Consider the following 25,456-nt stretch of genomic DNA (forward strand, 5'->3'; position numbering starts at 1 on the left):
ATGTTCGGCGACGCTACCCGACGGGCTATCGGCCCGGCGCTCGAGCGGATCGGATTCGAGCGGTGGGTCACATCTCGCGACGACGATACCCCGGGCCGGTGTTCGTGTGCGACCGCGTTCGACGAGGGTCGACTGATCGTCGACGCCGACGACTGTCCCGACGACGGCGACCTGCTCGAAGCCCCGACGTGCCGCCGGACCTTCGTCGAGGCGCTCGTCGAGCGAAGCGTCCGAGAGGTGATCGTCCGCTCGGAGGGGCTCGAGTACCGGTACGACGACCGGGCCGTCCTCCTGTTCGTCGCCGCTGGACAGTTCCTCGAGTTGATCGGGGACGATCACGAACGACTGGCCGAGGCGGCGGCGACGGACCCCCTCGCGGCCGGCGAGGAGTTGCGGACGCGGGTCGACCGCGTCGCCGATCTCGGGGCCGAAGCCGGTCTGATCGAAGCCGCAGGCGCCGTCGAAGGCTACGCCGACCTCGCCCCCTCCGTCGGGGTCGAGATCGGCCACTACGTCCTCGATCGTTCGTTCGAGGGACGACTCCGGGACGTTCGGTCGCTCGAGACCGGCAGCGAGGCACGGATCTACGATCGATCCGACGGGGTGCCGCTGTACGCCCTGGACGTCGTCGACCTCTCGCTGTCGGCCGAGAACCGGACGCGATTGATCGACGGCTACGAAGCGATCGCGACCGGCGCCGTCGAGGGGGAACGCGTCGCCTCGCGGGCGATCGAGCGAGTGAGCGACGGGGAGCGGGTGGATCCGCTCGTGAGCTCGATCCTCGCGAAACACACCGCCGGCTACGGCGTGCTCGAGGACCTGTTCGCCGACCCGGCGGTGACCGACGTCTACGCGACCTCGCCCGTCTCGCGGAACCCGCTGCGGGTGGTCGCCGACGGGGAATCGATGGTGACGAACGTCTACCTGACCGCGGCGGGCGCACGTGCGCTCGGCTCCCGGGTCCGGCGAACCAGTGGACGGGCGTTCTCCCGGGCGACGCCGACCGTCGACGCGACGGCCGCCCTCGAGAACGGAACGGAAATTCGGATCGCGGGCGTCACCGATCCGGTCGCAGACGGGACGGCGTTCGCGTTCCGCGAGCAGGCCGACGACGCGTTCACCCTGCCCGCGCTGGTCGCGAACGGAACGGTTCCCGCGGCGGCCGCAGCCCTGCTCTCCGTCGCGATCGAACGCAACGCGGCGGTTCTCATCGCGGGCACGCGTGGAGCCGGGAAGACGACGCTGCTGGGAACGCTGCTGTACGAATTGGTACCGGAGACACGGACCGTCATCATCGAGGACACCCCCGAGCTCCCCGTCGACCCCCTCCAGTCGGTCGGCCGCGACGTACAGGCGCTGCGTACCGGCGCCGGCGACGGACCCGAACTCTCGCCGGCCGAGGCACTCAGGACTGCGCTCCGACTCGGTGATGGCGCACTCGTCGTGGGAGAGATTCGCGGCGAAGAAGCGGGCGTCCTCTACGAGGCGATGCGGGTCGGAGCGAACGCCAACGCCGTCCTCGGTACGATCCACGGCGACGGTGCCGACGACGTCTACGAACGAGTCGTCTCGGACCTGGGCGTCGAACCCTCGTCGTTCGGCGTGACCGACCTCGTGGTTACCGTCCAGACCTACCGGACCCCGACGGGTCGAACGCGTCGACTTGCCCGCATCGAGGAAGTGCTGGTGGACGCCGACAAAGAAGGACGGCAGGTCGACGTCCGCTTCGAACCGCTCTACGCCATCGAAGGGCAGGACGCTCGTCCGACCGGCCGGATCGACCGTGGCGAGAGCCGCCTGGTCGACCACCTCGCCGGTCCGGGGGAGACGTACGCGGACGTCCGGGCGACGCTCGCGGCGCGCCGGGAAACCCTCGCCGGACTCGCCGCGGACGGACGCACGAGCCCGGGCGACGTCGCCGAAGCGTACGCCGATCGCGGCCGCCGAAGGGGTGACGGGTGATCCCCATGGCGACGTCGGAAGTGACTCACCCCCTCGTCACCCTCGCTCGAGCGTTCGCCGCGCTGTATCCGTGGCCGGTGGATCCGGGCGACGAACTCGCCGAGGCCCTGTCGTTTCTCGGTCTCGAGTGCGATCTACCGCCGAAAACCGTCGTCCGTTCGGGATACGGTGCCGGGATGGTATCGGCCCTCCCGGTCGCGTTCCTCGCCGTGACGCCGGCTCCGTTCGTGTCGGTGCTTCCGCTCCTGGTGTTCGTTCCCCTGGCGACGATTCATGCGGTACACTCGTTGCCGGGATTGATCGCCGCGTTCGAGCGCACCGAGGCACTGGGGGACGCGCCCAATCTCGTCGGCCGAACGGTACTCAGGATGCAGGTCCAGCCCTCTCTCGAGAGCGCGATCCGGTTCGCGGCCGAGACCGGACGTGGGCCGCTGGCAGCGAGTCTCGCGGCCCACGTCGATCGCTCGCTGGGGACGCCGGAGACCGGGCTTCTCTCGTTCGCCGACGAGTGGGCCGATCGGTTCCCGGCACTGCGACGATCGGCGCACCTGCTCGCGACGGCACAGGAGGCCCCGGAGGCTGAGCGGGCCCGGACGCTCGACCGTGCGCTCGAGGCGATACTCGACGGGACCCGCGAGCGGATGGCCGAGTTCACTGCGGCGATCCGTGCCCCGACGAGTGCGCTGTTCGCGTTCGGGGTGATGCTCCCGCTCGCGCTCGTCGCGCTCGTCCCCGCCGTCCCGATGGTCGGGCTGCCGGTCAATATCTGGATGGTCGTGCTGCTTTACAACGTCGCTCTCCCGGCGGTGCTCGTCGCCGCGAGTCTCTGGTTGCTCGTCCGCCGACCCGTCGCGTTCCCGCCGCCGTCGGTCGATCGCGATCACCCTGACCTCCCCGACGGGCTGTGGAGGCGATCCCTCGCAGGCGTCGCGGTCGGCGTCGTCGCCCACGCGGCGATCGGCCGGATCGGATACCCGCACCTCGCGCCGATCGCGGGCGTCGGACTCGGCCTCGGAACGGGACTGCTCGCCATCTACGACCCGATACTCTCGGTTCGCCACTCGGTCAAGGACGTCGAAGCCCACCTCACCGACGCACTCTATCTCGTCGGCCGGCAGGTCGCGGAGGGCGAATCCGTCGAGTCCGCGGTCGCACTCGCCGGCGATCGGGTCCCGGCCGAAACCGGCGAGGTGTTCCGGACCGCGGCGGCCCTCCAGCGTCGCCTGCACGTCGACGTCGAAGCTGCCTTCCTCGGTGAGTACGGGGCCCTCCGGACCGTGCCGAGCCCACGGGCCCGCGGCACCGCGGCCCTGCTAGCGATCGCCGCCGACGAAGGGCGGCCGGCGGGCCGGGCGATCGTCTCGATGGCCGACCACCTGGAAGACCTCGAGGAACTCGAGCGAAAGACCAAACGCAACCTCGAGCAGGTGACGGGAACGCTGGACAATACGGCTGCCTTCTTCGGCCCGCTCGTAGCGGGTGCGACGGTCGGACTCGCGGATATGATGGCCGGCATCGACGTGCAGGGCACGACGGGGTCGACCGCGTTCCCGACAGACCCGCTCGCGCTCTCGATCGGGGCGTTCGTCCTCACGCTGTGTTTCGTGCTGATACCGCTGTCCTACGCCCTGCGGTACGGACTCGACGGGGCGCTGTTCGGCTACCATACCGGGCGAGCACTCCTGTCGGCGACGGTCGTATACGTCGTCGCGATCGTCGCGATCGACCTCCTGCTGTAGCTGCTGGGGTTTAAATAGGAACACGCGGCCACGGCCGGCATGGATCTGGAGACGCCCGCCGACGCGTGGTACGTCTGGCTCGCAGTCAGCCTCGTCACCCTCGCGACGGCCGGCATCGCGCTCGGACTGCCGACGGGGCCGCCGCCGGATGCAACGGCAGCGGCAAACGCCATCGAACGGGCGGCTGGAACGGCGGATACGAGCGGATACGTGACAACGACCTACGAGCACGACGCCGACGCCGTCAGGATCGACGGGAAGACGATCGCCATGCGAAACGACCACGGAACCGCCCACGCGAGCATCGCCTACGGACAGGTCGTCCCGGTGACCGGACACGAGCGACTCGAGAACGTCACGTCCGGCACCCCGGTCACGGAGGAATACGCGACGGAGATCGCTGCACCGGGCGAGAACGGCGTCGACGCATTCCTAACCGACGTCAGGGCGGCCCACGAGGACAACGCGGGCGAGTGGCGACGCGCCGACGGTGAGTTGCGAACGAGGGCGGTCCGGACGATGTCCGCACCCGATGTCTCGGTCACCGTCGAAACCACTGATCTGCCGGGCCAGCAGACCGACGAACTCGAGTTCAGTTACGAGACCAACCGGGAGGTCCCGCTTCGACTCGAGGCGGAGGGATCGCTCGGCGGCGACGTCGAGACATACGAAATCCTCGAGTCCCGTTCCGGGAGCGTGGTGCTCGATCTCACCGATATCGGCGACCGGAACACGCTCCAGTTCCCCCTTACCGTTCGGGTCGGGACGAGCGGCGACACTCTCTGCGATGCGACAGTCGAGATTCCGCAGGCAGGAGAACGAGTCGACGTCTGTGACCGCGGCGAGGGAACGCTCGGGACCGACGTCCCTGTAGAAGACCTCGGCTACGTCGACCGAACGTCGTCCATTCCGGAGGCCTACCATGTCACGCTCGTCAGCACGTAGGGATCGGGGTCAGACGGAGCCGCTGGCGGCGCTGGTCGCCGTCGCGACGATCGGTCTCGCCGTCGGGTTGTACGGCGGTTACCTCACCGGTGTCCTCGGGGAGACGACCGATCGAACGCCAGAGTCGGTCGCGATCGACCGCGTCTGGGACGACGTCTCCGAAAACGGCGTCTTCACCGCAATCGACGGGAACGACGGCGCGATCAGGAACCGGGTTCGGATCGACTCCCTCCCGGAAGGGAAGACGGTCCACGTCGCCATCACGACCGTCGACGACGGTGAAAAACGCGTGATCGACCACGCCCGGTTCCACGCCGACGGAACCGTCCGCGATCCCGCTCGTGTCGGGGACCCGCCGGCGGACACCGGCGTCGCGACTCGGCCGGTTCCGGTCGAACTCGAGCCAGGGGACGTCCGCGGCGGGACGCTTCGGGTGGAGGTGTGGTCCCAATGAGGGGGAGACACTCGAGCAACGGAGCGAGGGACGACGGCCCGAACCGGTCGATGCGAAACGGCACGGACGAGCGTGCCGTCAGCACCGTCCTCGACGTCTCACTCGCCTTGTTGCTGATCAGCGCGAGCGTACTGGTTCTGGGTCTCTACCTCGAGGACGGAACCGGGGCCGAACGGTTCGACGGGACCAGTGCGGAACGGACCGCCGAGACGCTCGCCGCGACGACGCTCTCGATCCAGTACGACATCGGCGGCGTCGAATCGAGCGACAGCTACGTCCCGCCGGGGCTGACGCCCTCGGGCGCGTACGAACGCGCCGAGTACGGTCCGGCGACGGGGTTGCTCGCCGATGCGGCGGTCACGAACGCGGGGATCGGCGACCACGAGCTGCTGGCATACGGCGACGAGTACGAGGACGCAGTCGACGGATCGATCGGGAGCACGCTCGTCGGTGCGGACCGCGATCGCAATCAGGATCACCACCGCCACCGGGTCTACGCCGTCGCTGTCTGGGAACCCTACGAGAACGCCTCGATCCGCGGGAGGGCGACGGCCGGCGAACGACCGCCCGTCGACGAGGACGTCGGCAGCGCGACGATCACTGTCTCGAGCGGCCTCCCGCCACTCGAGGAGGCGGCGATCAGGGACGCCTACGACCGCGGCGACGATCGGGAAGAGGGGATCACGCTGGTCGCCGAACTGCTCGCCGAGCGCCTCGTCGAGGGGTATTTTCCGCCCGAACAGTCCCAGCACGCCCTCGAGAGTCAGGGACTGGACCGGTCGCTGAAGGTCTACCACTACCGGGAGACGGCGGCCGCCGTCGGCGTCGAGTTTGACGACCCGGACGACGAAGGGGGACCACTCTCCCGAAGCACCGCTAACGCGACGGCCGCAAACGAGCGGCTCGTCTACGGCGAGCGAGGGCCTGAGACGATGCTCGACGATCTACAGGAATGGTTCGGCGACGAGGACGAGCCGAACGGACTCGCGGCCGTGATCGCCGACGACCTTCGGAACGACGCCCTCGCGCCCGAACTCGAGGAGATCGACCGGGAGTACGACGACGAGGCGGCCGACGAACGCGTCGAAGACCTGCTCGTCGAGTCGATCGCCCTCGAGGAGGCGACGATCACCGTCCAGACCTGGGAACCGTAACGATGGCACGCCAGCAACCGCACACGATTAGAGTTTCGCTCGACGACCGAGCGCGGGTGCCGTTCGCGATTATCGGCGTCCTGCTATTGGTGAGTAGTGTTACCGTCGTCGGCATTCTGGAATCGCGAGACGAAGCCGAAGTCGACGCGGATCCGATGCTTGCGCTCGATCGAACCGAACCGCTCGTCCAGTCTGAACTGCGGAGGGCAGCCCTGCGCGCGACCGACGACGCGGCCCGGGCGCCGCTCGGAACGACCGCCGACACGCCGGTCGGTAACGCGATAGCGGATCCCGATGGCGACGAGTTCGAACGCTATCTGAAGCTGCTGATCTACGCCGAAGCCGAGCGAACGCTGCCGGCGGCCGGACAGGAACTGCGCGGGTCGGCCGAGACGACCGTCGACCTCGAGCCCGTCGACTGGAACGATCGAGCGAGCGTCGAAGCGGCGATCGATCGCGTCGAACTCGAGTACTGGAACGGGAACGGGGACGGGGACGAGGACGGTAACGGCAACGGCCCAGCGACTGGACTCCTCAGAACGACGATCGAAGACGTCTCGATCCGCCTCGAGAGCGACGACGGGAATACCCGGGTCCGCGACCGACGGGCGATAACGGTCACTGTCGGGACGATGCTGTTCGAACTCCACGAGCGAACGGAACGGTTCGAACGGGGCCTCAACGACGGGTTCCGGGAAGCGGACGGCTACGAAGGATTCAGCCGCAAGCTCGCGGCCCGGCTGTATCCGCTCGTCTGGGGCAAAGCCTATTACGACCGCCTCGACAACGACCCGAGCGATCGTGCGTTCGAAAACGTGACGCCGAACGAACACACCGAGGTGCTGGCGAACGACGCGATCTTTGCACTCCAGAAAGACGCGTTCGGCAACGGGGCCATCGATCCGTACGAGGATCGCGTGATGCGAGGTGCGGCGGCATGTCTCGCGGTCGACCTCGGGGAAGAGGTCGTTGACGCCGATTTCGAGGACATGGAAACGCTCTGTGAGAGCGATTACGTGTTCGGCGACGTCGAGGGCGAACTCGAGGACCCACCGACGATTCAGGAGCTGTTGACGCTCGTTCTCGAGGACTATGTACGCGGCGAGATGGAGGTGGAGTTAGAGATTCATCCGTTCGCGGAGGCTGCGTTTGCCGAGACGACAGCTTTTGGGATGAGTGATTTGGAAGAGGAATTCAATGAGACGCTCGTAGAGAAGAACAAGTTTAGCGAAAAATATCTGGATTCATATTATCAAAGCAATATAGATAACGCTGATAAAGAAAAAGAAATTAAAAATATAGCCGATGATTTGGAGAAATTGATGGGCAGAATTGATAATCATAATGAAATACATAAATCTGTATCAGACGTATACAACCTAAATATTGAGACGAAAGAACGACTTTCACGAGAGAACCCACTGCCGGACGCCGCCCTCAGAGAGGGGCCTATCGGGAGCGAGAACCACACCTATCAAGGAACGGAATACCTTGTTTTCCCAGGAGATGGTGCTAACGTAACGTTTTCCGGGCGAAAGGAGAATACGACCGATCTAAAGAGAGATCTCGTTGATGTCAATATCGAATTCGAAAACACGGTCCAAGAACGAGCGGTTTGGGAAGGACACGGTAACACGTCAAACGTTACGATCGATTCAGATAGAAAAGATATCACATACACTGCGGAATTCACCATCGCGGGAGAATTTGCGCCGGATGCGACCGTCGATAGATCGAGAGGGATGGAAACCGCACTCGAACGAGGAGGGGCAGTCGGACCGATCGGAGTAGACAATTTCGACGGTGCGGCGATGAAATCTCTCGAGGAACTATTCGGAACGCGAAGCGAGGATACGCTTGAGAGTCGTATCGAGTCGCAGTCGAGTACTATCCTCAGTAGAGACGATTTCGAATCGGCGATCGACTACGATACGGAAGGTGAACTCGACCTACAAGCGGACGATATCGATACCTGGCTCCAGAACGAGCTATCGGAAACGCATCTAACCGTCGTTACGGAGATCGAACCGCTGGAGGTCGATCTGTTCGAGATGGTGACCGGCGAGAGTCCGATCTACGAGCTCGAATCGAAGGTCGCCGAACTCGAGGATGAGGTCGTCTACAACGGGACCGACGGTTCGTACGAGAACGCACCGGATATGGCCCGGGCAGAGGTTCGCCAACGATACTTCGAGAACATCTACGCGTGGATCGAAACGATGGGCCAGATTCACGATGATTCGAACGACGCAGCCGACGAGATGATCGGCGAACTACTGGGTGGAGCAAACGACATGCTCGAGGATAGCGTCGGTTTCTTCCAGGGACTGTTGGCCAATCCGGAAGACGTACTCGGCGACGACCCCCACGATGAATGGGCTCTGGCCGGCGGCTCGCCGTTACACGAAGACGTTCGACTCGTTGTCGACGGCTCGCCGACCTATCTTCCGCTCGAAACGGTCGAACGGGAAGAAGTACCGGCAGTACGGCCGGACGGTAACGGGCCGTTGAACCCGGCACCAGCTGCGCATGCACCGCTGGGAGCAAAATACGAAAACGAGGTGGGATTTCCCGGAGCCCCGGTCATTCCATGGCCGCAGTTTTTCTTCCTGCAACTGGATGCCTGGCAAGTAGACGTCAGGGGAGAATATGCCCGATTCGAAGTGAGAGCAACGAGCGGCGACGGGCCGCGAACTGACTCGACGACCTACGTCAGGGAGGACAAAGCCGTCTATATCGATGCAACAAATGCGGACGGCGAAGTCAAAGCGGGTTCGGTGGAACCAATAGCGTTCGAAAACTCCGTTCCAGTCGTTACGTTCGTTCCGAGCCCACAGCTCTTGCCTCGAGGGTCACCAGGTGTTGGAAATCTGAATAGTACCGGACACGTGTCCGAAAACTGGAACGAGACTGGTCCCAGTACAAAAAGAGAGGTTACCAGCTAAATACTAAATCTAACTAATCGAAAGGACTCGATTATTGGAGTTCGTTAGATAAATACGTCCATCGAAAGCGATAGGAGTCATCCGTATCGCATAGTTAGAAGCTTCACGGATATCATCGATCTCAGATCCGAACTCGTGAGACCAAATTTTTTCTCCCGTTCTGGATCTTATTGCACATATATACGTGTGTGATGAGGTATAAACTATTCCATTAGCAATCAAGGATGGGATATTTTGAGGGAACGGAACTTCAGCATCCCACTTTTTGTCACCGGCCTCGGTTTCGAGGGCGATGACCCGGTTTCTATCCCCAAAGAAAACAGTGCCGTTCGCAACCGACGGACTCGAGGCGATTTCCGTCGTCGCTTCGTACTCCCATTCGAGGTCGCCCGAATCGGCATCGACAGCGTAGAAGTTCCCCTCGACATCGCCGATGTAGACCAATCCGTCCGCGACGGCGGGGCTAATGTGGTGGAGAATCTCGCCTGCTTCGTTTTCGAACACCCACTCGCGTTCACCGGTCCCGAGGTCGATCGCACCGAGGCGGTCCTCGTAGGCGACGTACGCGGTCCCGTCGCTGATCGCCGGCGCTTCGGAAACACCCATCTCGTACGGGTCGGGGAGGAGATCGATCGGCTCCTCGAGGGTGCCAGTCTCGAGATCGAACCGCCAGAGGTGCTCGTTGTCGGTGACGACTCCCGTCGAGTCGTCGAGGACGAGCGGATAGTACGGGTTGGAGTTCGTCCCGTCTTCGCGCCATCGCACGTCACCTGACTCGGCGTCGATCGACAGCAGTTCGCGGTTGCCGGAGAGGTAGAAGTTGCCATCGGCGTACGCGGGCGTTGGGCGCAACGAGGTTTCCAGGTCGACCGACCACTCCTCGTCGCCGGTTTCAGGGTCGATCGCGTAGAACCGTTCGTCGTGCGAACCGACGTACAGCGTTCCGTCGATGAGAAGCGGCGTAGCGGCGAGCGAGTCGTCGGTTTCGAACTCCCAGTCGACGTCGACGCCGTCGTCCCCCGACCCATCGGGGCCTCGAGCATCGGGTTGGTGACCGGTGTTCGCCAGGTCGACGCCGTACATGCGCCACTCGGCACTGGCCGGGCGGTCGCGGAGGAGCGAGTCGGACGGGGCACCATCTTCGTTCTCGTTCAGGTAACTTGCACATCCTGCGAGCGCGGGGACCGACGCCGTCGTAGCACACGTCCGCAACCATTGACGGCGAGTTCTGTTGCTCCGTTGCATACAGTCGTCACTGTGTGGAGACAACCGTTCGTAATACATTTATTACTTTTGAACCACTGATATATCTCTCACTTACCTAGTTTTAACTGCTGCGAGACGAATAATCTGGGTACCAACATTGGGTTCGAGCTCATTGCAACGAACCAAATGCCACCACTCGAGTGGACAAGCAGCCACCAGAGACCGGGTGGAGTCGATCATTCTCGAGCAGTCGCAACGATTGCGAGGTCGGAGTCGAGTTCAGTGATGCGCTCGGCGGTAGGTGCAGAGACGATGCGTGACACCGTGGAACGATCGGTACTTGCGCCAACGAGAACGATATCGTACTGCGTCGCGCGGTCGGCGACGAACGCCTCCGGTGTGTCATCGACGACACGGCTTTCGAAATCGCAGTCCACGCTGTCGGCGTTCCCGTCGAACGGTTCGAGAAGTCGTGTGAGCATTCGCTCGGCCCGCCGACGGTTCCGGTCTCGAGTGAGACAGTGACAGACACTGACGGTTCCATCACCCACCAGCCGCGTCGCAAAGTCGACCATCGCATGCGAGATATCGCTCTCGCGGCGAACCGGGACCAGTGCTCGCTGCCAGTCGTCCCGGCCCTTCCTCGAGCGGTGAACCAGAACGTCGAGGCCACCGTGCAGGAGGTCACGAACGAACCCCGACGGCCCCTCCCGGTCGTGGCCCTCACGTGACTCGTAGGGAGCGACGATCAGATCGCACTCCGTTTTCCGGGCGGCCGCGAGTACGGTCGTCGGATCGTCCTCGTTGCCCGCGACGACGGCGACTTGACAGGGTACGTTCGTCTCCGCTTCGATCTCGCGGGCGTATTCCTCGAGCAGTTCGGCGGTTTCGGTTCCGACTCGGGTTTCGACGCGTGCTCGACCGTCACCCCCATCCGGTGTGGCCCCCCCTTGGTCTGCATCCGGATTCGATCGCGCCGAACTGTGAGTTCGGTGGCCTCCCGCGGACTGCTTTTCACGATCATCGGCTTCCTCCTCACTGCCGGTATCGTCCGGCCCGTTCGATGACTGGCTGTCCGAGACGTCGTCGACCGACTCTCGATCGACTACCTCGAGGAGCACCACCTTGCCGGCGTCGTGTGCGGCCGCGAGGCGGGCACCGAGCATCGCAGTCGCGTCGGGATGGTTACCTCTAATCGGGACGAGCACTGCGTCGTCGGCCGTCGTGCTTGCGTAGAGGAGATGAGCGCGTCGCTGGAAGAACCACCGCCGCCATCCGACGAACGCGGCAGCGACCAGCGACGTCGCGACGAAGACGCTGAACACGTAAGCAATCGCGGCGCCCGTTCGGCCGGGGAACACGCCGATGACGGCACCGTCGGCATTCGTGCCGAGCGGTTCGGTGAGGAGCACGAGCAATGCAGTCGAGAACGATTGTGCTTCCTCCAGATCGAGAAGCCACGTGAACGAACCGGTGAGGAAGATAGCGAAGGCCGCGGCGCCGGCGTGGGCCTCGAACGTTCCCGGAGAACTGCCGTACCCATATCGTCCGACGACCTCGAGTGCGATCCAGCCACAGACTGCGCCCAGCGTCAATCCCCCGACGAACCGCCGCGGGGAGGCGTACTCGCTCTCCGGTTCGGAAAAGAGCGTGTACGCTCCGGACGCAAGCGGCGGAAACAACAAGAACGGAAGGGCAGGAACGGCGTTCGACAGGGCCGTAACGAAACCGAGCAGCGCCGGGACGAAAAGCAGCGCCGAGAGGCGGATCAGATTTCGCGTGTTCTCGAGCCACGCCCGCAGTTCGCGTCGTTCGCGCCGTTCGATTCGACGGAGCCGAGACCCGATCGCACGGACGCGCGACCGGAGACCCTCGAGCATACGTTTCGTTACGGCTGGATCGGAGAAGGGCGTTACGCTGGTCGCAGAACGTCAAATTTCGAACGACCGGGAGTCGGGCGCGTTCCGTCTAACGGCTTACTGACACTGGTGACGACCCCACAGCCTTCGTTCGAGCGGGCATCGGAAGGGGAGTCCCGAACCGAAATCTAGGCTCCGTCCCGTTGCTGGATCCCGGTCCACGACTCGATCCGGAACCGGTAACCCCGAACGCCGCGCATCGGGTTCGCGGACGCGAATATATTGGGGTGCCAGGCGTTTTGCATCGCGTCCCGCAGGGTGTCCCATTCGTCGTCCGGGACGGCGGCGATCCGACCGGTCAGAGACACGCTCTGCCAGTCGTAGACGGATTCGGCGCGGTAGACGAGAAACCGCCCGCGCTCGACGTCGTCCGAGAGACTCTCTTTGCGGCTTTCGGTTCCAAACAGCAGATAGACGAAGTACAGCATCGACTCCCCGTCGTACCCAAACGACATCGGGACGACGTACGGGACGCCCTCGGTCGGCAGCGCGAGGATGCCGATTCCTTCCTCCTCCAGGAGCGTCCGCATCTGTTGCTCACTCATCGACGCGGTGTTCGACTCCTCGAGCAGGTCATTGACCATAGTTACCAATATACGTTCTATTCTAATAATGGTGCCGTCGGTCGAAAACCACGGCCGTCACGCGCTGACCTCCGCGCTGAGAGGGGACAGTGATGCAGCGATGCCGGGCGATGGCTGCAGGTTCAAATGGGAAGGCGCGACCAATCGCGGCATGTTCGCTATCGCCGGCGCGAAAGGCGGTTGTGGAAAGACGACGGTGACGATCGGATTGGCGGACGCGTTCTCGCGAGCGGGCACGCCCGCCGTGGCCGTCGACGCCGACCGACAGTTACCCAACCTGCACGTCGTCGCAGGGGCGGATCGGACCCCCACGCTCGTCGACGTCGCGTCCGATGGGGAACTCGAGGCGGTCGTCCAGGGTCGGCAGGGACCCGATGGCGACGGTGTCGGTGCCGGCGTCGGGATCGTCCCCGCACCGGAGCCGTCGGAGCGGGCCGAAGTCGATTTCGAACTCGCCATCGATCGCCTCGAGCGAACCGGCGCCGAGGTACTGGTCGACTGTCCGTCCGGGGCCGGCCCCGACGCGGTCGAACCACTGGAGTACGCCGACGCGGCCGTCGTAGTGACGACCGCCACCGACCGCGGTCTGGACGCGGCCGCCACGACGGTCGAAATCGCGCGCCGACTCGATACCCCCATCGCCGGTGCAATCGTCACCCTGACCGATGGAGTGACCGATACCCTCGAGTCGAGTCTCGGTATCCCTGTTCTCGGCACCGTCCCGGACTGCGAGTCGCCGCTGACGGAAGCCGCCGCGCGAACGGCGTTCGACGACCTCGCGGCTGCAGTCGCCCGCCGGGCGACCGCGACCCCGTCCCCCGGCAGCGATCGTGAGGGGTCGGCGAAGTCCCTGCTCTCGACCGGGAACCGCGCCGTCGATCGGACACTCGGCGGCGTACCGCCCGGAACGGTCGTCGCCGTGACGGCTCATCCGGCCAGTCAGTCGGAACGGCTCCTCTACGAGGCGACCGCGACCAGGGGAACGCTGTACCTGACGACCGATCGCTCGAGGAACGACGTCGAGCGGGCGATTCAGTCGACGACGGTCCGGACCGGCAACCCGACGGTACGGCGACTCGACCGGGACGAGCCGGTCGAACACGCACGCCGACTGATCGGGGAGTTACCGGAGGGTGCGAACCTCGTGATCGACTCGGTGGCCCCGCTCGAGCGAACGGCCGGCGAGGCGTACCCGGACGTGCTGAACGCCGTCGCCGATCGAATGGCCGAGACGGGTGGAATCGCCATACTGCACTGTCTCCGGGGCGCGGAGCCGAACCGACGAACGACGACGCTACACCTCGCCGACGCGGTGTTCGACGTCCGGACGATCAGCGCAGGCGTCGGAACGGGCGTCGAGCACCGTATCGCGGTACCGAAATTTCGGTCCGACGGCCGTCGATCGCCGATCGTCGAACTCGACCGGCATGAGAAAGGCGAGCGGGATGATCTCGATTCGGAAGGCGACCCGACCGCCTTCGAGTTCGCCGCGAAACGGGACGACCGGCAAGGGAAAGCGGAGTAGCGGTACGGGCTTACTTCTCCGTGGCAGTCTCGAGCGTGCTCGCGATCGACACGAAGGAGTCGACCGACGGACAGGTCGGATACGCGTCCCGGACCGGCCTGTCGCGTTCGGCGGCGACGGCAATCGTCGACCGCTCCGCGAGGGTTGCGACTCCAGTGCCGAGTTTCGACTCGAGTCGGTCTGCGATCCCCGCGATGCCGTCGTCGGACGCCCGGTTGAGGACGATCGTTCCGACCGGCGTTCCGAGGTCGCGAGCGAGCGCTCGTGTACGGACCGCGTCCACGATAGCGGCCCGTTCCGGGACCGTCACGAGTACGGCCACGGTCGCCGCGTGTAGCGGATAGCCGACGTCGCGGGCGAGCCCTGCAGGGCAGTCGACGACGACACGTCCCCGCTCGCGTTCCAGTCGGTGCAGGACCCGCGGGAGTTCGGAGAGAGGCGACGCCCGGACGCCGGCGAGCGAGCGACCGCTCGAGAGCACGGGGACGGCACCGTGCTCGACGACCGCGTCGCCGGGGTCGGCTCGACCGGCGAGCACGTCGTGCAGCGACGGACCTTCGGAAGAGGGGAGATCGCCCGTCGCGAGGTCGCCGTCGACGACGACTGCCCCGAGCTCCCGGGCGAGATTCAACGCGACAGTCGTCTTGCCGACGCCCCCTTTGCCACCTCCGACCGCCACGATCATCCGTCGATCGACGTCGACGGCGGAACGCCGGCCGGCGAGCCGGACTCGAGAGAATCGAGGATAACGTCCGGCGAAGACAGCCCGTCTGGCCCGGAAACACGGGTCGCGGCGGTTACCTGGACCGGCTCCGGCCGGGGGTCGGCGGGAGTCGCGAACCCGAGTCCGCGGGTTCGCCCCGGGTCGACGACGCCTCGCCACGCGCCGTTGGTCCACTCGACCGCAGCCCCGCGCCCGGCACTCGGGGTCCAGACCGGCGCGTCGAACCGGGTCTCGAGCCGCACGCGCTGAGGCGTCGCCCGGCCGTTCGTGACAGTCACGCTGACGAACGTGACGCCGTGGCGGGGGGTAGTGTTCGTCTCGAGATCGATCGAATCGGCCATGGGGACGGTGGCCGCTCGATCCGATTTAAACTCTCGGACGGCGAAACCAAACTGATTGGAACCACAACTCATACGTTCGGACCGAGTATCGAGAGTCGATGAACGCTCGGTGCCCGGAGTGTGACGGTCTGGGAGAGTTACTCGAGAAAAGATCGCTCGAGGGCGGCGTGAGAGGCATCTTCGAGTGCTCGAACTGCGGGACCGAGTGGTCGACCGCTATCTGAAGCCTCTCGAGTATGGGAGCCACGGATCGCGTGGATCGATCGATTCAGGCTCGGGGCTTCCTGCGACGCGTGCCGGACGACCGACGATGAACCACCGACCGACAGACCCCTGCTCATGCTCGTCGTCGCGACCGGATTCGCGGCCCTTTGAGTTGGACGGGCGGATTCGTGCGGGCAGAGCCGCCGGGGTTGGAAAGTCATGCCTTGCCGGGCGGATCGGATCGGTCATCGTCCTCGCTCTCCTCGGCGGCTGGCACCTGTTCGGGCGAATGGAGGGGGACCGAACTGACGAAGGTGCGGGTCGATCGATGCCGACGTGGCGTCGTTTCCACCAGAGACCGGGGGAAGGTGCCCCGGGCCCGGACGCGAGCGAACCGGACGGTGTCTGACGGGCGGCAGACGAGCGTCATTACAACGTCACGGGCTTTTATTACCGAGAATCTGGCAGCGGGGAGCATGCATTCCGATCGACCCATCAGCCACCGAGTCGTAGAGAAGGTCGCCGAACGCGAAGGTGTGCCGTCGACGGAGTTGCACCCGCCGCTTCACTCGGCGGTCGATACCGACGCGCTCGATGCGATCTGTCGAACGGCTGATACCGGTCGCGGACGGCCAACGATCGAGTTCGAGTACGAGGGATACACCGTCCGCATCGCCAACGGCGAGGAGATCACGATCGAGGACCCGTCACCGCTCGTGGAACCGGAACGGGAGTTCGCCTGAGCGGGTGCATCGGACGAACCGAGATCTGCAGTGCCCGATTTGTCATATTCAGGATGAAGACACAGGTCCATCGCTAGTGATATTCAGCTAAGCGAACCCCACCACGTCTCAGCGGTCAATTATCACTTGGAATTGAATAGTAAAGGACAGCGAGCCAGTATCATACAAATACATCGGCTCAGAACCATCCAGTTTCTGGATGGGCCCTGACGGGACTGGACTCCTGCAATAGCGCTAATTGCGAATTTCCGTGGAACATGGTTACAGACTGGGAAGGTAGTCTCGGCGCTGTTCGGCTTTCTCACGGTCGTTACGGCGGTCATAGTGCCGATCGAGAATGTCGTCACTTGCATCGAGACGGTCGCCGACGACTCGGCGCGGTACGTCCTCGCGACGGTAGGCCGTCACCCGACCGCTTCGGACGTCGTGAGGTGAGCGAGACGACGGACACTTGCTCGCCTCGGCGTAGTTGGTCGCCTCACAGTTCGATGGATCACGGTCGTGCGGACACTCCGCACCACGCCAACAAGGCCGAGTAACTCCGTACAGAGTATCCCGAATCGTGGAGATAGCCGGACGACCGTTACTCGTCGTCAAGAGCGGCTCTCGGCCGTGATCATCCGTCACGTCCTTCCGCGGACCATTGATGTAATCCTGTAACACACCGGCAACGAGTCCGCTGATACTGTTCCACCGTTCGCCTTTCTTGCCGTTTTTCAGCGGCGTATCCGTTTCTGGCCGGTGTACGAACTGCAGACCCGGATTTTCCTCGAGGTCACAGTCGCGAAGATCGAGCGAACGAAGGCCGCCCGCACGTGCGCCGGTGTGCCACAGCAGTAGCACCGTGACGTGCCGCCGTGAAGCGTACTTGTATCGCTCCAGGTAGTCGAGGATGTCGACGACTCGATCCGGCTCGAGCGTCGTATCGCTTACTCCCTCGCCACCGGAGACCGTCGGAAGCGGGACCTTCGTGAACAGGTCCTCCGGAACAGCATCGATGTCCGCACAGAACCGAAGGAATGCACGCAGCGTCGCAAGTTGACCCCGGAGGGTGATCGTCGTGACGGGCTCGCGCCCTTCACCGTTACCCTCCCGTCGCCAGACGCGGTAGCCGTACAGATCACGCCCCGTGAGGTCGTTTAGGTTCTCGATTTCCTCCTCGTCACACCACTGTTTGAACGCCTCAAGGCGGTAGATGTGCGACGGGATCGTCTGTTCGCTCAACTCGTCGCGGCGGCCCTCGATGTACATGTCGACGGCCCGCTCGGGAGAGATTGGCTCGAGCCCATCGGTCATGCCGATCCCTCCACTGAATCGACAGGGTTCGACTCCGAAACGCGCGTATCGCTGTGGTTACAGAATCCGGTACTCTTACCGTGGATGCGTGCTAGTCGTGACATGGTCTCACACTCGTGGGACCGCGGACTCACCGTGCGCGCCACTGTGTAGGAGCTGGAGGCGCGCGCGGCTGCTGTCCGTCGGCTAACTGACTCGTTTCGACTATGCGCCCTTAGTCTCTGGAGGGCCGTTTCCGATATTTCCGAAATCAGTCGTTTGCGATGAATTTCACCGCTAACGACGCTAACAGTCCGTCTTTCCGATTTCCGAAATTGCTTCCGAAAACGGTACTCGAGGCCGTGGGCGGTGGGCCGTAGGCCGATCGCTCCGATCGAACGGGGACCTTTTTCTCCCCGCAGGTTGCGTCTTTGCATGCTTCCGTACCTTGGATACGGAAGCCAGCGGGCCGGTGCCCCCACACCGGGTCCGCGTTTCTCTCGAGGACCCGACCGGGACAGCGGCGGGTCCGTCTGGCTTCCGTTAGGACTCCGACTAGAGCGATACAACTTAAATCTATGCAATAGAACTTGCACAAGTAGTAATTAACATGCAGGACAGAAACTCATCGGTGCGACTAAGAAAAGATCAACGGAATACGGGGGTATGCGTCCCCGGGTGCCGTGGATGAACGAAGTTGACGATGCGGTTCTCGAGTTCCTTCAGGAGCTCGAGATTGACGGGCAACCGGTGGCACTCAAACCCGGGGCGGTTCACTACAATCTCGTCGAAGAGTTCGGCATGGTCGACCGAAGTTTGAGTACGTTTTCGCGTCGAATGGACGTTTTAGCTGATCACGGGCTATTAGAGAAAACGGAAGATGGGAAGGGATCGCCCTACCGGATCACCGAGAAGGGGTGGGCGTATCTCGAAGGCGATCTCGACGCTGAAGAACTCACAGACGAAGGATAGTTACTGCCCACTATCCATCTCGAGTAGTTTCACCGTCCATTCCCCGTCCCCTTCGTAGTTGACATGGGCGTGATGCTCGCCGTCGAGCGCTCCATCCTCGTCAAGGATATCCTCGAGGACGAGATCATCCTTTGGAATGGTCACACCGGTCGATCCGCCACCGACTTCCTGCAGTTTTCGAATCGCCATACAGCGGGCGGCAACCCGTTACCTATTATAGCTAATGACTACCCAAATAGCTGAGATATTAGGCGGATCGGGTTCGACCGCTGGCCGTTGCATATGGCAACTGCAAACCCGTTCAGCGGTATGAAAAATCACGAGGGCGTCGACCTGATCGACGCCGTGCTCGCGCCCCTGTTCGTCGCGGCGACGCTGTCGATGTCGGGGCTGGGCACGATTGGTATCGACAACCCGATTTCGTTCTACCTGTCGGACGTCCTGTACGCGGCTGCAGGCACCGAAATCACGTGGGGATTCATCTTCACGATCATCATCGTCGGGATCGCCTGGTTCTCTAACGAGAGCCGCGATTTCAACGACTTCTCCCAGGAACAAGCGGCCGTCGTCGGCGGGATGGTCCTGATGAATCTCGCGGTGGCGCTCGTCCCGGCCGTCGCAGCTGCGATGGCCGCGTACTGGTACGCCGGCGTCCTGCTGATCACGATCAACGGCGCGGGCTACTACCTGATCGCGTACTACTGAGGTGGCCACAATGAGGAATTCTTTCACGACGCTACTCCGGGCAGAGACGGCCTACACGGTCCTAATCGCATGGGTTACGATCAGCCTCTGTCTTGGCTTCGGGATCGCCGGGATCGCGAGCGCCCAGGACAGCGGCCTCGAGGAGATCGAGAACACGACGATCGAGACGACGTCGAACACGTCCTACGTCGAGTTGGACATCGAGTTCGCCGAAACGATGGAGAACACCTCGGAGGAGACCGTCGAGTTCACGACGTACACCGAGGCGGCCTACCAGGACGACGGCACGGAGCTGTCCGACTACGACGAGACCCTGAGCGGGACGACCCTCACCGTCAACGAGGACGTCCACGATCACGCGACCTACGACGTCGAACTGGACTCGAGCGCGACGACCGTCACCGTCGACGGGACCGCGTTCGCCGACGACGGGACGGTTGACCTCTCGGGGGAAACCAGCGACTCGCTCACCTCCGACGACACCGTGCTCTCGATCTCGGTCACCGCGGACACGATCATCACCGACACCGTGACCGGGACGCCGAACGACACGGTGACGAACGAGTACCAACTGAGCGACACCGGGTTTGAATCCGGTGTCGAGTACCGCGCGCTCGTCGAGGTCGGGAACGCGAACAACATCGCGAGCGGCTACGTCGCGCCCGACGACGCCACGATCGGCGGTGGCTTCTTCGACGGCGCGGACGGCTCGCCTGGCTTCGGCGTCGGCGTCGCGATCGCGGCGCTGGCAACCGCCGGGGTGCTCGCACGGAGGCGATCGTAATGTCGGCCGGATCGGACGGCTCCAGCCCACAGCCCACGCTCGAGGGGGGTAACTTAGATTTCTCGAGGCGTGAGGCGCTGCGGCTGGCTGCTCTGACCGGCGCGGCGGCGATCGGCGGCTCGGCGGCCTCGAGCGGGACCGTCGCGGCGGTCCCAACCTGCACGTCGAACGTCGGCGTTTGCGGTGAGGCCTACGACGGCACGAACCCGGACACGACGTCGGCCGGGTTCTTCGCTGGCGACGCCACCATGTCGGGAGTCAACGACGATCCCTCGGCCGACGAAGTTGCCCTACACGGGCAAGCTACCACGGCGCGAGCGTGGTGGGACGACGTTGCGACGATCCTGCTCGACAACCGGCTCGAGGACATGAGCATGGTGTCGAATATCGCCGCTCGTGCCGAGATTGCTGACGCCTATCAGGACGGGGCGGGATCGAATGCGGCCTACGATGCTGCCCTTGCCGGGATCGATGATCAGCATTCGGTCCTGTATCGGAATACGGTGGCGACGAAAGTCGCGAACCTCTCGCAACTGTCGGCGATCTCGGACGTCTGTCGATCGACCGACGGCCTGAACGATCGGTTCGTGAGTTGGGCACCGGCGAACGACAACTACAGCGGTTCCGGTTCGATCGTCCAAAGCGGCACTTACATCGCGCCGGACCTCACGGCCTCGTCGATCACGCTGCCGAACGGCGACACCTACGACGTTGACGTGCCTGAGTTTCATGCTGAATGGGATAACGGCGACACGCTGACGGTCAAGCTGGACGACGACCTGCTCGGTCACTACGATGCCGATGCCGAGGAATTCGTTGACGTCCCGACTGACAACGGCGAGATGGTCACGTTCCGCGCTGCGTGTGTCGTCAACAGCGTTTCCGATGCCGACCTCGAGAGCAAAACAGTCGGCGTGCTCGCGGACGCTGCTGGCGTTCTCAACGATATTGAGACCAATGCGGCCGCCGTGAAAGGGAACTACGATCAACAACTGGTAGACGACCTCTACGCGGCGATGGACGACGGCACGATCTCTCCGTCGGATATTCGCGGCGTTGAGGGCATGGCTGGCCATCTGAGCGGGTCAACTGACGCGACGGATAGCCGATTTCAGATGGCACTACTCGCACAACTCGGCCTCGATCGCTCCGACCTCTCGAGCGTTGCGTCGATGACGCTCGAGTACACGGGCGTTACCGACCGCACGCTCGAACGCGATTCGGCTGGTAAGGTTTCGAATCTCGACTATGCGACTCTCCACGAGGCCGAGCCGATCGAGGGCCAGTTGTTCGCTGATCTCCGAGAAAACACTACGCTATCCGCCGGAGAGACGTACCAGTCTGGTACGAACGTGTACCTCAACGGATCCGCCTACGACCCGGTCGGCGGCGAACGCTTGACGAACTCTGACGGCGGGACTGGATATGCGCTTCACCGGCCGTCGAATACTGCGTGGACCTGTAGCGGCACTTCGCTCTATAAGTTCGACGTCATTGATGGCACCAGTGAACACCTGTGGGAGGAAAGCAGCGACACTGGCGATATGAGCCATGCTGCCATCGGCTCTGCTCGGGACGTGCTCGTTGCTGCGTCCGGCTACGACAGTGTTGGTGTGTTCGGTATCGACCCGGAAACTGGCGATGAGCTTTGGAACTTCAACCCGGAGAGCAACACCAAAACCCTCGCTTTGGACGCTGAGGGTACAGTCTTGGCACATGGAGACTCCCTCGGCAATGTCGCGTGTTATGACGTCGACTCTGAGGACTACTCAAAACGGTGGAGTAATGGCCCGTTCGACGTGACTAACGGCGTCGACGTCGTTGACGGTGTCGTCTACGCTGTCGGTAAGAACGGTGACGTCAAAGCCTACGACCTTGCGGACGGCACCGAACTCTGGAGCAGCAGCTACTCCAGCGACGGCTATTCGGCTCTTGCTGCCGACTACGCCGGTAACGAGGTTTACGCTGGCTATTCTTCCGGTGACGTGGTCGCGCTCGAGGCCGGGTCCGGTAGTGAGAACTGGAGTGTGTCGACGAACGTCAGTGATGCCGGGTCGATGATCCTCGATGCCCGAGGGCATCTGTGGTTCAACGACCGGAATGGTCTCCTCGTGCAGATCGACACTGCTGATGGGACTATCGTCCGCGAGCACGACGTCGGTGATTGGGCGAAGGACATGGCAACGACCGACCCGCGTGCTGTCAATGGCATGGTCTTCAACGCGATCGCCTACGACGGTCCCTCCGGCGAGTCGATCTCGCTCAACTACGGCTCTGTCACGGTTCAGTCGTTGACTGATCAGGACGGCAACGAACTCGAGGACGACTACGAGGCTGACTGGGACCGTCCCGAGCACGACACGGTCGAGATCGAGGAATATCAGCAGGAACTCGAGAAGTGGTCCACCGAGTACGAAAACGCGCTCGAGGACGAAGACGACGACAGTACCGACGACGGCGACGACTGGTTAGGCCTCCCGTCGTTCGGATCGTTCGAGTCAGGCGACCTCGCGGGCCTCGCGATTATCGGCGGGATATTGATGGTCATTATCGGCATTGCGACGGACTACATCCCGTTCGTCGGGGGTGGACGATGAGACGGAAAGTCGTACTCCTGGCGGTCGTCACGGCGGTTCTGGCGATGGGCATGGGCGCGGCGGCGGGCCCGGTCGCAGCACAGGAGAACGCGACCGACCAGGAGGCCAGCGACGAGCTCAACGAGACGGTCGCCGAAACCCAGGACGACTACTTGCAGGAGATCGACAGCGACACCCGGATCACGAACTGGGAGTACCGGCCGGGGATGTTCACGATCACGCTCGAGGCCGACGCCGAGACGAAAGTCAGCATGACCGAGGCGGGCGACTTCGAGCAGGGCACGGGTTCGTTCAACTACGACGAGGTAGAGTTGGACGAAGGCACCAACACGATCACGTTCGCGGTCACCGACCGCGAAGGCGCGGGCGTCGCGATCGCGACGCGGCGGTCACTCCAGCAGGGGACCGGCGCGTTCGTCTCGGTCGGGCAGGTCGAACGGAACCCGTTCCGTCACTTCGGCGGTGAGTCGGGGCTGTTCTCCGGTGTGATCCTGACGACGGCGCTGGCGGGGCTCTCGGCCGCCTACGTCGTTCGCAGCGAAGACAGCGGGGTGATCGAGGCATGAGCGAGACCAGCGGCACCTTCGGCGGCTGGAGCGATCGGCTCACCTACGTCGTCGCCGAAGCCCAGCTACTCGTCGCGGGCGTGCTCATGTCGATCGCCGTCGCGTTGATCTGGTTCCGCCCGGAACTGCCGGGGATCCCGCCCATCGTGCACGGGTGGATCGCCGCGATCTTCCTGCTCGGCCCACCGTTGACGGGGATGTTCATCACCGGCGCGCGGAAGCTCCGAAACCGGAACATGGTGACCGTTCACCACATCAACGGCGTCGAAGACGTCCGCGAGAAATACTACGTCGAGCCCGGCGTCTGGGACGACAAGGAGATCGTCGGCCCGTCGCCGTACACCGTCAACAACGGCGGCGCTTTCGAGGTGCGCGAGTTCGACTGGCACCCGGATCAGGGCGACGACGGCACCCTGATCGTCACCGGCTGCTACATGAGCGAGATGGCCGACTCGAAACTCGTCACCACGAAGGCCATGCTCGAGGACGTCCACGGCGATCTCATCGACGTCTATCTCGCGTACAACCGCCTGCGCGGGCGAATCTCCAAGATGGGGCTCGAGATCCAGCGCGACGTCGTCAACCAGGAGGCCGAGGCTGACGAGCGCGGGTTGATGAACCCGAAGACGACCGTCAAGGACCGGTTCGAAAGTGCCGAGAAGGACGCCGAGGAGAAGGCAACGGAGGACATTCAGGACGTCGACGGCTACGAGGGCGAGTACATCGGCGAGCACGGCGAGCACGCGCCTCCAGCCCGCCCGCGCCCGAACCAGTTGTACGACACCGTCGACGGCGTCGATCCGATGGAGATGGCGACGACCGACGGGGGGCAGAACGATGGATAGGCGGACCGAGTACCGGAAGAACGGCAAGCGGTTGATGACCGACGGCGGCCGCGAGCAGGACAACTACACCGTCGGCGGCTTTCGCGAGTGGCAGGACGGCAACCTCGAGCGGGACCCGGACGAGGCACTCCGGCACACGGGGTTCGTCCGCGACGAGCAGGTCGATCGCCAGCTCGCAATGCGTGCGGTCCACCACGATCCCGATCGGTGGGAGAGCAAACCCGCCAAGGACTACATGGCCGTCGGGAAGAACCGCGACATCCTTCGCGCCGAAGGCAACGAAACCGCCCGCAATGCCCTCGAGAACGGGGACACGCTCACGCTGAAACACTACATCGGCGACCCATCCCAGGAGGCCGACCTCGCGGGGATCAAGGCGGTCACCCGCCTGCAGGAGATCGTCGCCGGGCCCGCGCCGGTGATCGTCATCTTGGGCGAGATGGGCGCGGGGAAGACCGACTTCGCTGGGCTGTGTGGGCAACTCCGCGAGCGGTGGGTCGACGGCGATCTCCTCGTCGGCAGCAACATCCGCACCTTAGACCGGATCGATCGATGGGTCCGCGACGACGGCAGCGTCGAGGACGGCTGGATTCCGAACTACCCGCTCCTCGAGGAGTGGGTCCAGCAAGACGGAGATCCCGTCGACAACCCCCAGCAGCCGAAACTGTTCATCGGCGACGAGTTCTCGAGTAACGCCAGCGGGACGGGTGCGGACGGTCACAAGGTCCGCCAGAAGATGGGGCCGCTCGTCTACAAGATCCGCAAGTACGGCGGTGCACTCATCTACATCGCACACGGTGAATCGTCGATCCACCCGATGCTCTGGCGCGTCGGCACGATCATCAAGAAGAAGTCCAAGAAACGTGCGATCGTTGCAGACCGTGTTTCCGGTGGAAAGCTCCAGGACGTCGACCCCCGCCCGCTCGAAGGGATTCCACCGACGGACTGGAACTTCAACACGAAGGACGAGGCCGACTGGAGCTGGGAAGCGCCGAGCAGCGACGACAAGAACGACGATCCGATCGCCGAGGAGGACGTCAAACGCGTCGCCGCCTGGACGATGGAAGAGTGTCGACGCCAGGGAATGTCGGCCCGCGAAACCGCCGAATTCGTTCCCTACAGCCACGCTACTGTCTCGAACTGGTGGAAAGAGATCGATGAAGGGGGCGAAAAGGCCGACTGGGTTAACACCGTCGAGCAGGTGATTGCATGACGGCGTCGGGGTGTCAACCCGTAAAGCGGAAGCGCCCCCCGTTTACGTATGGGC

Annotated in this window: 22 protein-coding genes; 15 read left to right on the forward strand and 7 right to left on the reverse strand. The window is 63.7% G+C overall.

Going from position 1 to position 25,456, the window contains the following annotated elements; genetic code table 11:
• Genes BM113_RS19280 through BM113_RS19310 form a run of 6 tightly spaced genes read left to right on the forward strand, consistent with a single transcriptional unit; the run spans window position 1 to window position 9,199 of the window.
• Entirely contained in the window at window positions 1–1,962 is a 1,962-nt protein-coding gene (locus BM113_RS19280) for an ATPase, T2SS/T4P/T4SS family (RefSeq protein ID WP_089789637.1), read from the forward strand.
• A 5-nt stretch (window positions 1,963–1,967) separates the two neighbouring features.
• The gene (locus tag BM113_RS19285; RefSeq protein WP_089789638.1) at window positions 1,968–3,701 is read left to right on the forward strand and encodes a secretion system protein; all 1,734 of its coding nucleotides are present in this window, start codon (window positions 1,968–1,970) and stop codon (window positions 3,699–3,701) included.
• A 39-nt stretch (window positions 3,702–3,740) separates the two neighbouring features.
• Window positions 3,741–4,646, forward strand: a complete 906-nt coding sequence (locus tag BM113_RS19290) for a DUF7283 family protein (protein WP_089789639.1) — start codon at window positions 3,741–3,743, stop codon at window positions 4,644–4,646.
• Window positions 4,624–5,100, forward strand: coding sequence for a DUF7285 family protein (locus tag BM113_RS19295; protein ID WP_089789640.1), 477 nt, complete (start codon window positions 4,624–4,626; stop codon window positions 5,098–5,100). The genes BM113_RS19290 and BM113_RS19295 overlap by 23 nt, the downstream gene beginning before the upstream one ends.
• The gene (locus tag BM113_RS19300; protein ID WP_089789641.1) at window positions 5,097–6,254 is read left to right on the forward strand and encodes a DUF7284 family protein; all 1,158 of its coding nucleotides are present in this window, start codon (window positions 5,097–5,099) and stop codon (window positions 6,252–6,254) included. Before BM113_RS19295 ends, BM113_RS19300 begins: the two co-directional genes overlap by 4 nt.
• Before the next feature lie 2 nt (window positions 6,255–6,256).
• A complete protein-coding gene (locus BM113_RS19310) occupies window positions 6,257–9,199 on the forward strand; it encodes a DUF7286 family protein (protein ID WP_177209228.1) in 2,943 nt (980 codons plus the stop codon).
• 9 nt (window positions 9,200–9,208) lie between these two features.
• Here the strand turns inward: BM113_RS19310 and BM113_RS19315 are convergent, their stop codons facing one another.
• The 3 genes from BM113_RS19315 to BM113_RS19325 form a co-directional block, all read right to left on the reverse strand.
• The gene (locus tag BM113_RS19315; RefSeq protein ID WP_089789643.1) at window positions 9,209–10,282 is read right to left on the reverse strand and encodes an outer membrane protein assembly factor BamB family protein; all 1,074 of its coding nucleotides are present in this window, start codon (window positions 10,280–10,282) and stop codon (window positions 9,209–9,211) included.
• 359 nt (window positions 10,283–10,641) lie between these two features.
• Entirely contained in the window at window positions 10,642–12,285 is a 1,644-nt protein-coding gene (locus tag BM113_RS19320; protein ID WP_089789644.1) for an HPP family protein, read from the reverse strand.
• 167 nt (window positions 12,286–12,452) lie between these two features.
• On the reverse strand, window positions 12,453–12,908 hold the full coding sequence (locus BM113_RS19325) for a pyridoxamine 5'-phosphate oxidase family protein (RefSeq protein WP_089789645.1): 456 nt from the start codon (window positions 12,906–12,908) through the stop codon (window positions 12,453–12,455).
• Between the two features lie 151 nt (window positions 12,909–13,059).
• On the opposite strand from BM113_RS19325, the gene BM113_RS19330 reads away from it, so the two are divergent.
• Entirely contained in the window at window positions 13,060–14,433 is a 1,374-nt protein-coding gene (locus BM113_RS19330; RefSeq protein ID WP_245758117.1) for a DUF7125 family protein, read from the forward strand.
• Between the two features lie 10 nt (window positions 14,434–14,443).
• Here the strand turns inward: BM113_RS19330 and BM113_RS19335 are convergent, their stop codons facing one another.
• Both BM113_RS19335 and BM113_RS19340 read right to left on the reverse strand, forming a co-directional pair.
• The gene (locus BM113_RS19335; RefSeq protein WP_089789647.1) at window positions 14,444–15,118 is read right to left on the reverse strand and encodes a nucleotide-binding protein; all 675 of its coding nucleotides are present in this window, start codon (window positions 15,116–15,118) and stop codon (window positions 14,444–14,446) included.
• The gene (locus BM113_RS19340) at window positions 15,115–15,498 is read right to left on the reverse strand and encodes a DUF7857 domain-containing protein (protein WP_089789648.1); all 384 of its coding nucleotides are present in this window, start codon (window positions 15,496–15,498) and stop codon (window positions 15,115–15,117) included. The genes BM113_RS19335 and BM113_RS19340 overlap by 4 nt, the downstream gene beginning before the upstream one ends.
• Before the next feature lie 680 nt (window positions 15,499–16,178).
• Here BM113_RS19340 and BM113_RS19345 point away from each other — a divergent pair.
• Window positions 16,179–16,445, forward strand: coding sequence for a HalOD1 output domain-containing protein (locus BM113_RS19345; protein ID WP_089789649.1), 267 nt, complete (start codon window positions 16,179–16,181; stop codon window positions 16,443–16,445).
• A 261-nt stretch (window positions 16,446–16,706) separates the two neighbouring features.
• Here BM113_RS19345 and BM113_RS19350 read toward each other — a convergent pair whose 3' ends face one another.
• Complete coding sequence (locus BM113_RS19350) at window positions 16,707–17,741, reverse strand: tyrosine-type recombinase/integrase (protein ID WP_177209229.1); 1,035 nt, start codon at window positions 17,739–17,741, stop codon at window positions 16,707–16,709.
• Between the two features lie 645 nt (window positions 17,742–18,386).
• On the opposite strand from BM113_RS19350, the gene BM113_RS19355 reads away from it, so the two are divergent.
• Window positions 18,387–18,692 carry a helix-turn-helix domain-containing protein gene (locus BM113_RS19355; protein WP_177209230.1) on the forward strand — a complete coding sequence of 102 codons (306 nt, stop codon included), beginning with the start codon at window positions 18,387–18,389 and terminating at the stop codon, window positions 18,690–18,692.
• On the opposite strand, the gene BM113_RS19360 is transcribed toward BM113_RS19355, so the two are convergent.
• Window positions 18,693–18,881: a DUF8053 family protein gene (locus BM113_RS19360; RefSeq protein WP_089789650.1), complete on the reverse strand. Its 189-nt coding sequence runs from the start codon at window positions 18,879–18,881 to the stop codon at window positions 18,693–18,695.
• A gap of 120 nt (window positions 18,882–19,001) precedes the next feature.
• Between BM113_RS19360 and BM113_RS19365 the strand changes: the two genes are divergently transcribed.
• The 6 genes from BM113_RS19365 to BM113_RS19390 are packed head-to-tail and all read left to right on the forward strand — an operon-like array spanning window position 19,002 to window position 25,402.
• Window positions 19,002–19,397, forward strand: a complete 396-nt coding sequence (locus tag BM113_RS19365; protein WP_010546885.1) for a DUF8023 family protein — start codon at window positions 19,002–19,004, stop codon at window positions 19,395–19,397.
• 10 nt (window positions 19,398–19,407) lie between these two features.
• Entirely contained in the window at window positions 19,408–20,181 is a 774-nt protein-coding gene (locus BM113_RS19370) for a PGF-CTERM sorting domain-containing protein (RefSeq protein WP_089789651.1), read from the forward strand.
• Window positions 20,181–22,778: an Env/VP5 family phage fusion protein gene (locus BM113_RS19375; protein WP_089789652.1), complete on the forward strand. Its 2,598-nt coding sequence runs from the start codon at window positions 20,181–20,183 to the stop codon at window positions 22,776–22,778. The genes BM113_RS19370 and BM113_RS19375 overlap by 1 nt, the downstream gene beginning before the upstream one ends.
• The gene (locus BM113_RS19380; RefSeq protein WP_089789653.1) at window positions 22,775–23,344 is read left to right on the forward strand and encodes a DUF8063 family protein; all 570 of its coding nucleotides are present in this window, start codon (window positions 22,775–22,777) and stop codon (window positions 23,342–23,344) included. Before BM113_RS19375 ends, BM113_RS19380 begins: the two co-directional genes overlap by 4 nt.
• A complete protein-coding gene (locus BM113_RS19385) occupies window positions 23,341–24,189 on the forward strand; it encodes a hypothetical protein (RefSeq protein ID WP_089789654.1) in 849 nt (282 codons plus the stop codon). Before BM113_RS19380 ends, BM113_RS19385 begins: the two co-directional genes overlap by 4 nt.
• Window positions 24,182–25,402: a P-loop NTPase family protein gene (locus BM113_RS19390; RefSeq protein WP_394327726.1), complete on the forward strand. Its 1,221-nt coding sequence runs from the start codon at window positions 24,182–24,184 to the stop codon at window positions 25,400–25,402. Before BM113_RS19385 ends, BM113_RS19390 begins: the two co-directional genes overlap by 8 nt.
• Window positions 25,403–25,456: the final 54 nt, after the last annotated feature.

This window comes from Natronobacterium haloterrestre (genome assembly GCF_900112205.1).
Classification (GTDB): domain Archaea; phylum Halobacteriota; class Halobacteria; order Halobacteriales; family Natrialbaceae; genus Natronobacterium; species Natronobacterium haloterrestre.

Bases quoted from the DNA above. Each gene is read 5' to 3' on its own strand.
- BM113_RS19280 (WP_089789637.1), top strand. From the start codon at position 1: ATGTTCGGCGACGCTACCCGACGGGCTATCGGCCCGGCGCTCGAGCGG.
- BM113_RS19285 (WP_089789638.1), top strand. From the start codon at position 1,968: ATGGCGACGTCGGAAGTGACTCACCCCCTCGTCACCCTCGCTCGAGCG.
- BM113_RS19290 (WP_089789639.1), top strand. From the start codon at position 3,741: ATGGATCTGGAGACGCCCGCCGACGCGTGGTACGTCTGGCTCGCAGTC.
- BM113_RS19295 (WP_089789640.1), top strand. From the start codon at position 4,624: ATGTCACGCTCGTCAGCACGTAGGGATCGGGGTCAGACGGAGCCGCTG.
- BM113_RS19300 (WP_089789641.1), top strand. From the start codon at position 5,097: ATGAGGGGGAGACACTCGAGCAACGGAGCGAGGGACGACGGCCCGAAC.
- BM113_RS19310 (WP_177209228.1), top strand. From the start codon at position 6,257: ATGGCACGCCAGCAACCGCACACGATTAGAGTTTCGCTCGACGACCGA.
- BM113_RS19315 (WP_089789643.1), bottom strand. From the start codon at position 10,282: ATGTACGGCGTCGACCTGGCGAACACCGGTCACCAACCCGATGCTCGA.
- BM113_RS19320 (WP_089789644.1), bottom strand. From the start codon at position 12,285: ATGCTCGAGGGTCTCCGGTCGCGCGTCCGTGCGATCGGGTCTCGGCTC.
- BM113_RS19325 (WP_089789645.1), bottom strand. From the start codon at position 12,908: ATGGTCAATGACCTGCTCGAGGAGTCGAACACCGCGTCGATGAGTGAG.
- BM113_RS19330 (WP_245758117.1), top strand. From the start codon at position 13,060: ATGTTCGCTATCGCCGGCGCGAAAGGCGGTTGTGGAAAGACGACGGTG.
- BM113_RS19335 (WP_089789647.1), bottom strand. From the start codon at position 15,118: ATGATCGTGGCGGTCGGAGGTGGCAAAGGGGGCGTCGGCAAGACGACT.
- BM113_RS19340 (WP_089789648.1), bottom strand. From the start codon at position 15,498: ATGGCCGATTCGATCGATCTCGAGACGAACACTACCCCCCGCCACGGC.
- BM113_RS19345 (WP_089789649.1), top strand. From the start codon at position 16,179: ATGCATTCCGATCGACCCATCAGCCACCGAGTCGTAGAGAAGGTCGCC.
- BM113_RS19350 (WP_177209229.1), bottom strand. From the start codon at position 17,741: ATGACCGATGGGCTCGAGCCAATCTCTCCCGAGCGGGCCGTCGACATG.
- BM113_RS19355 (WP_177209230.1), top strand. From the start codon at position 18,387: ATGCGTCCCCGGGTGCCGTGGATGAACGAAGTTGACGATGCGGTTCTC.
- BM113_RS19360 (WP_089789650.1), bottom strand. From the start codon at position 18,881: ATGGCGATTCGAAAACTGCAGGAAGTCGGTGGCGGATCGACCGGTGTG.
- BM113_RS19365 (WP_010546885.1), top strand. From the start codon at position 19,002: ATGAAAAATCACGAGGGCGTCGACCTGATCGACGCCGTGCTCGCGCCC.
- BM113_RS19370 (WP_089789651.1), top strand. From the start codon at position 19,408: ATGAGGAATTCTTTCACGACGCTACTCCGGGCAGAGACGGCCTACACG.
- BM113_RS19375 (WP_089789652.1), top strand. From the start codon at position 20,181: ATGTCGGCCGGATCGGACGGCTCCAGCCCACAGCCCACGCTCGAGGGG.
- BM113_RS19380 (WP_089789653.1), top strand. From the start codon at position 22,775: ATGAGACGGAAAGTCGTACTCCTGGCGGTCGTCACGGCGGTTCTGGCG.
- BM113_RS19385 (WP_089789654.1), top strand. From the start codon at position 23,341: ATGAGCGAGACCAGCGGCACCTTCGGCGGCTGGAGCGATCGGCTCACC.
- BM113_RS19390 (WP_394327726.1), top strand. From the start codon at position 24,182: ATGGATAGGCGGACCGAGTACCGGAAGAACGGCAAGCGGTTGATGACC.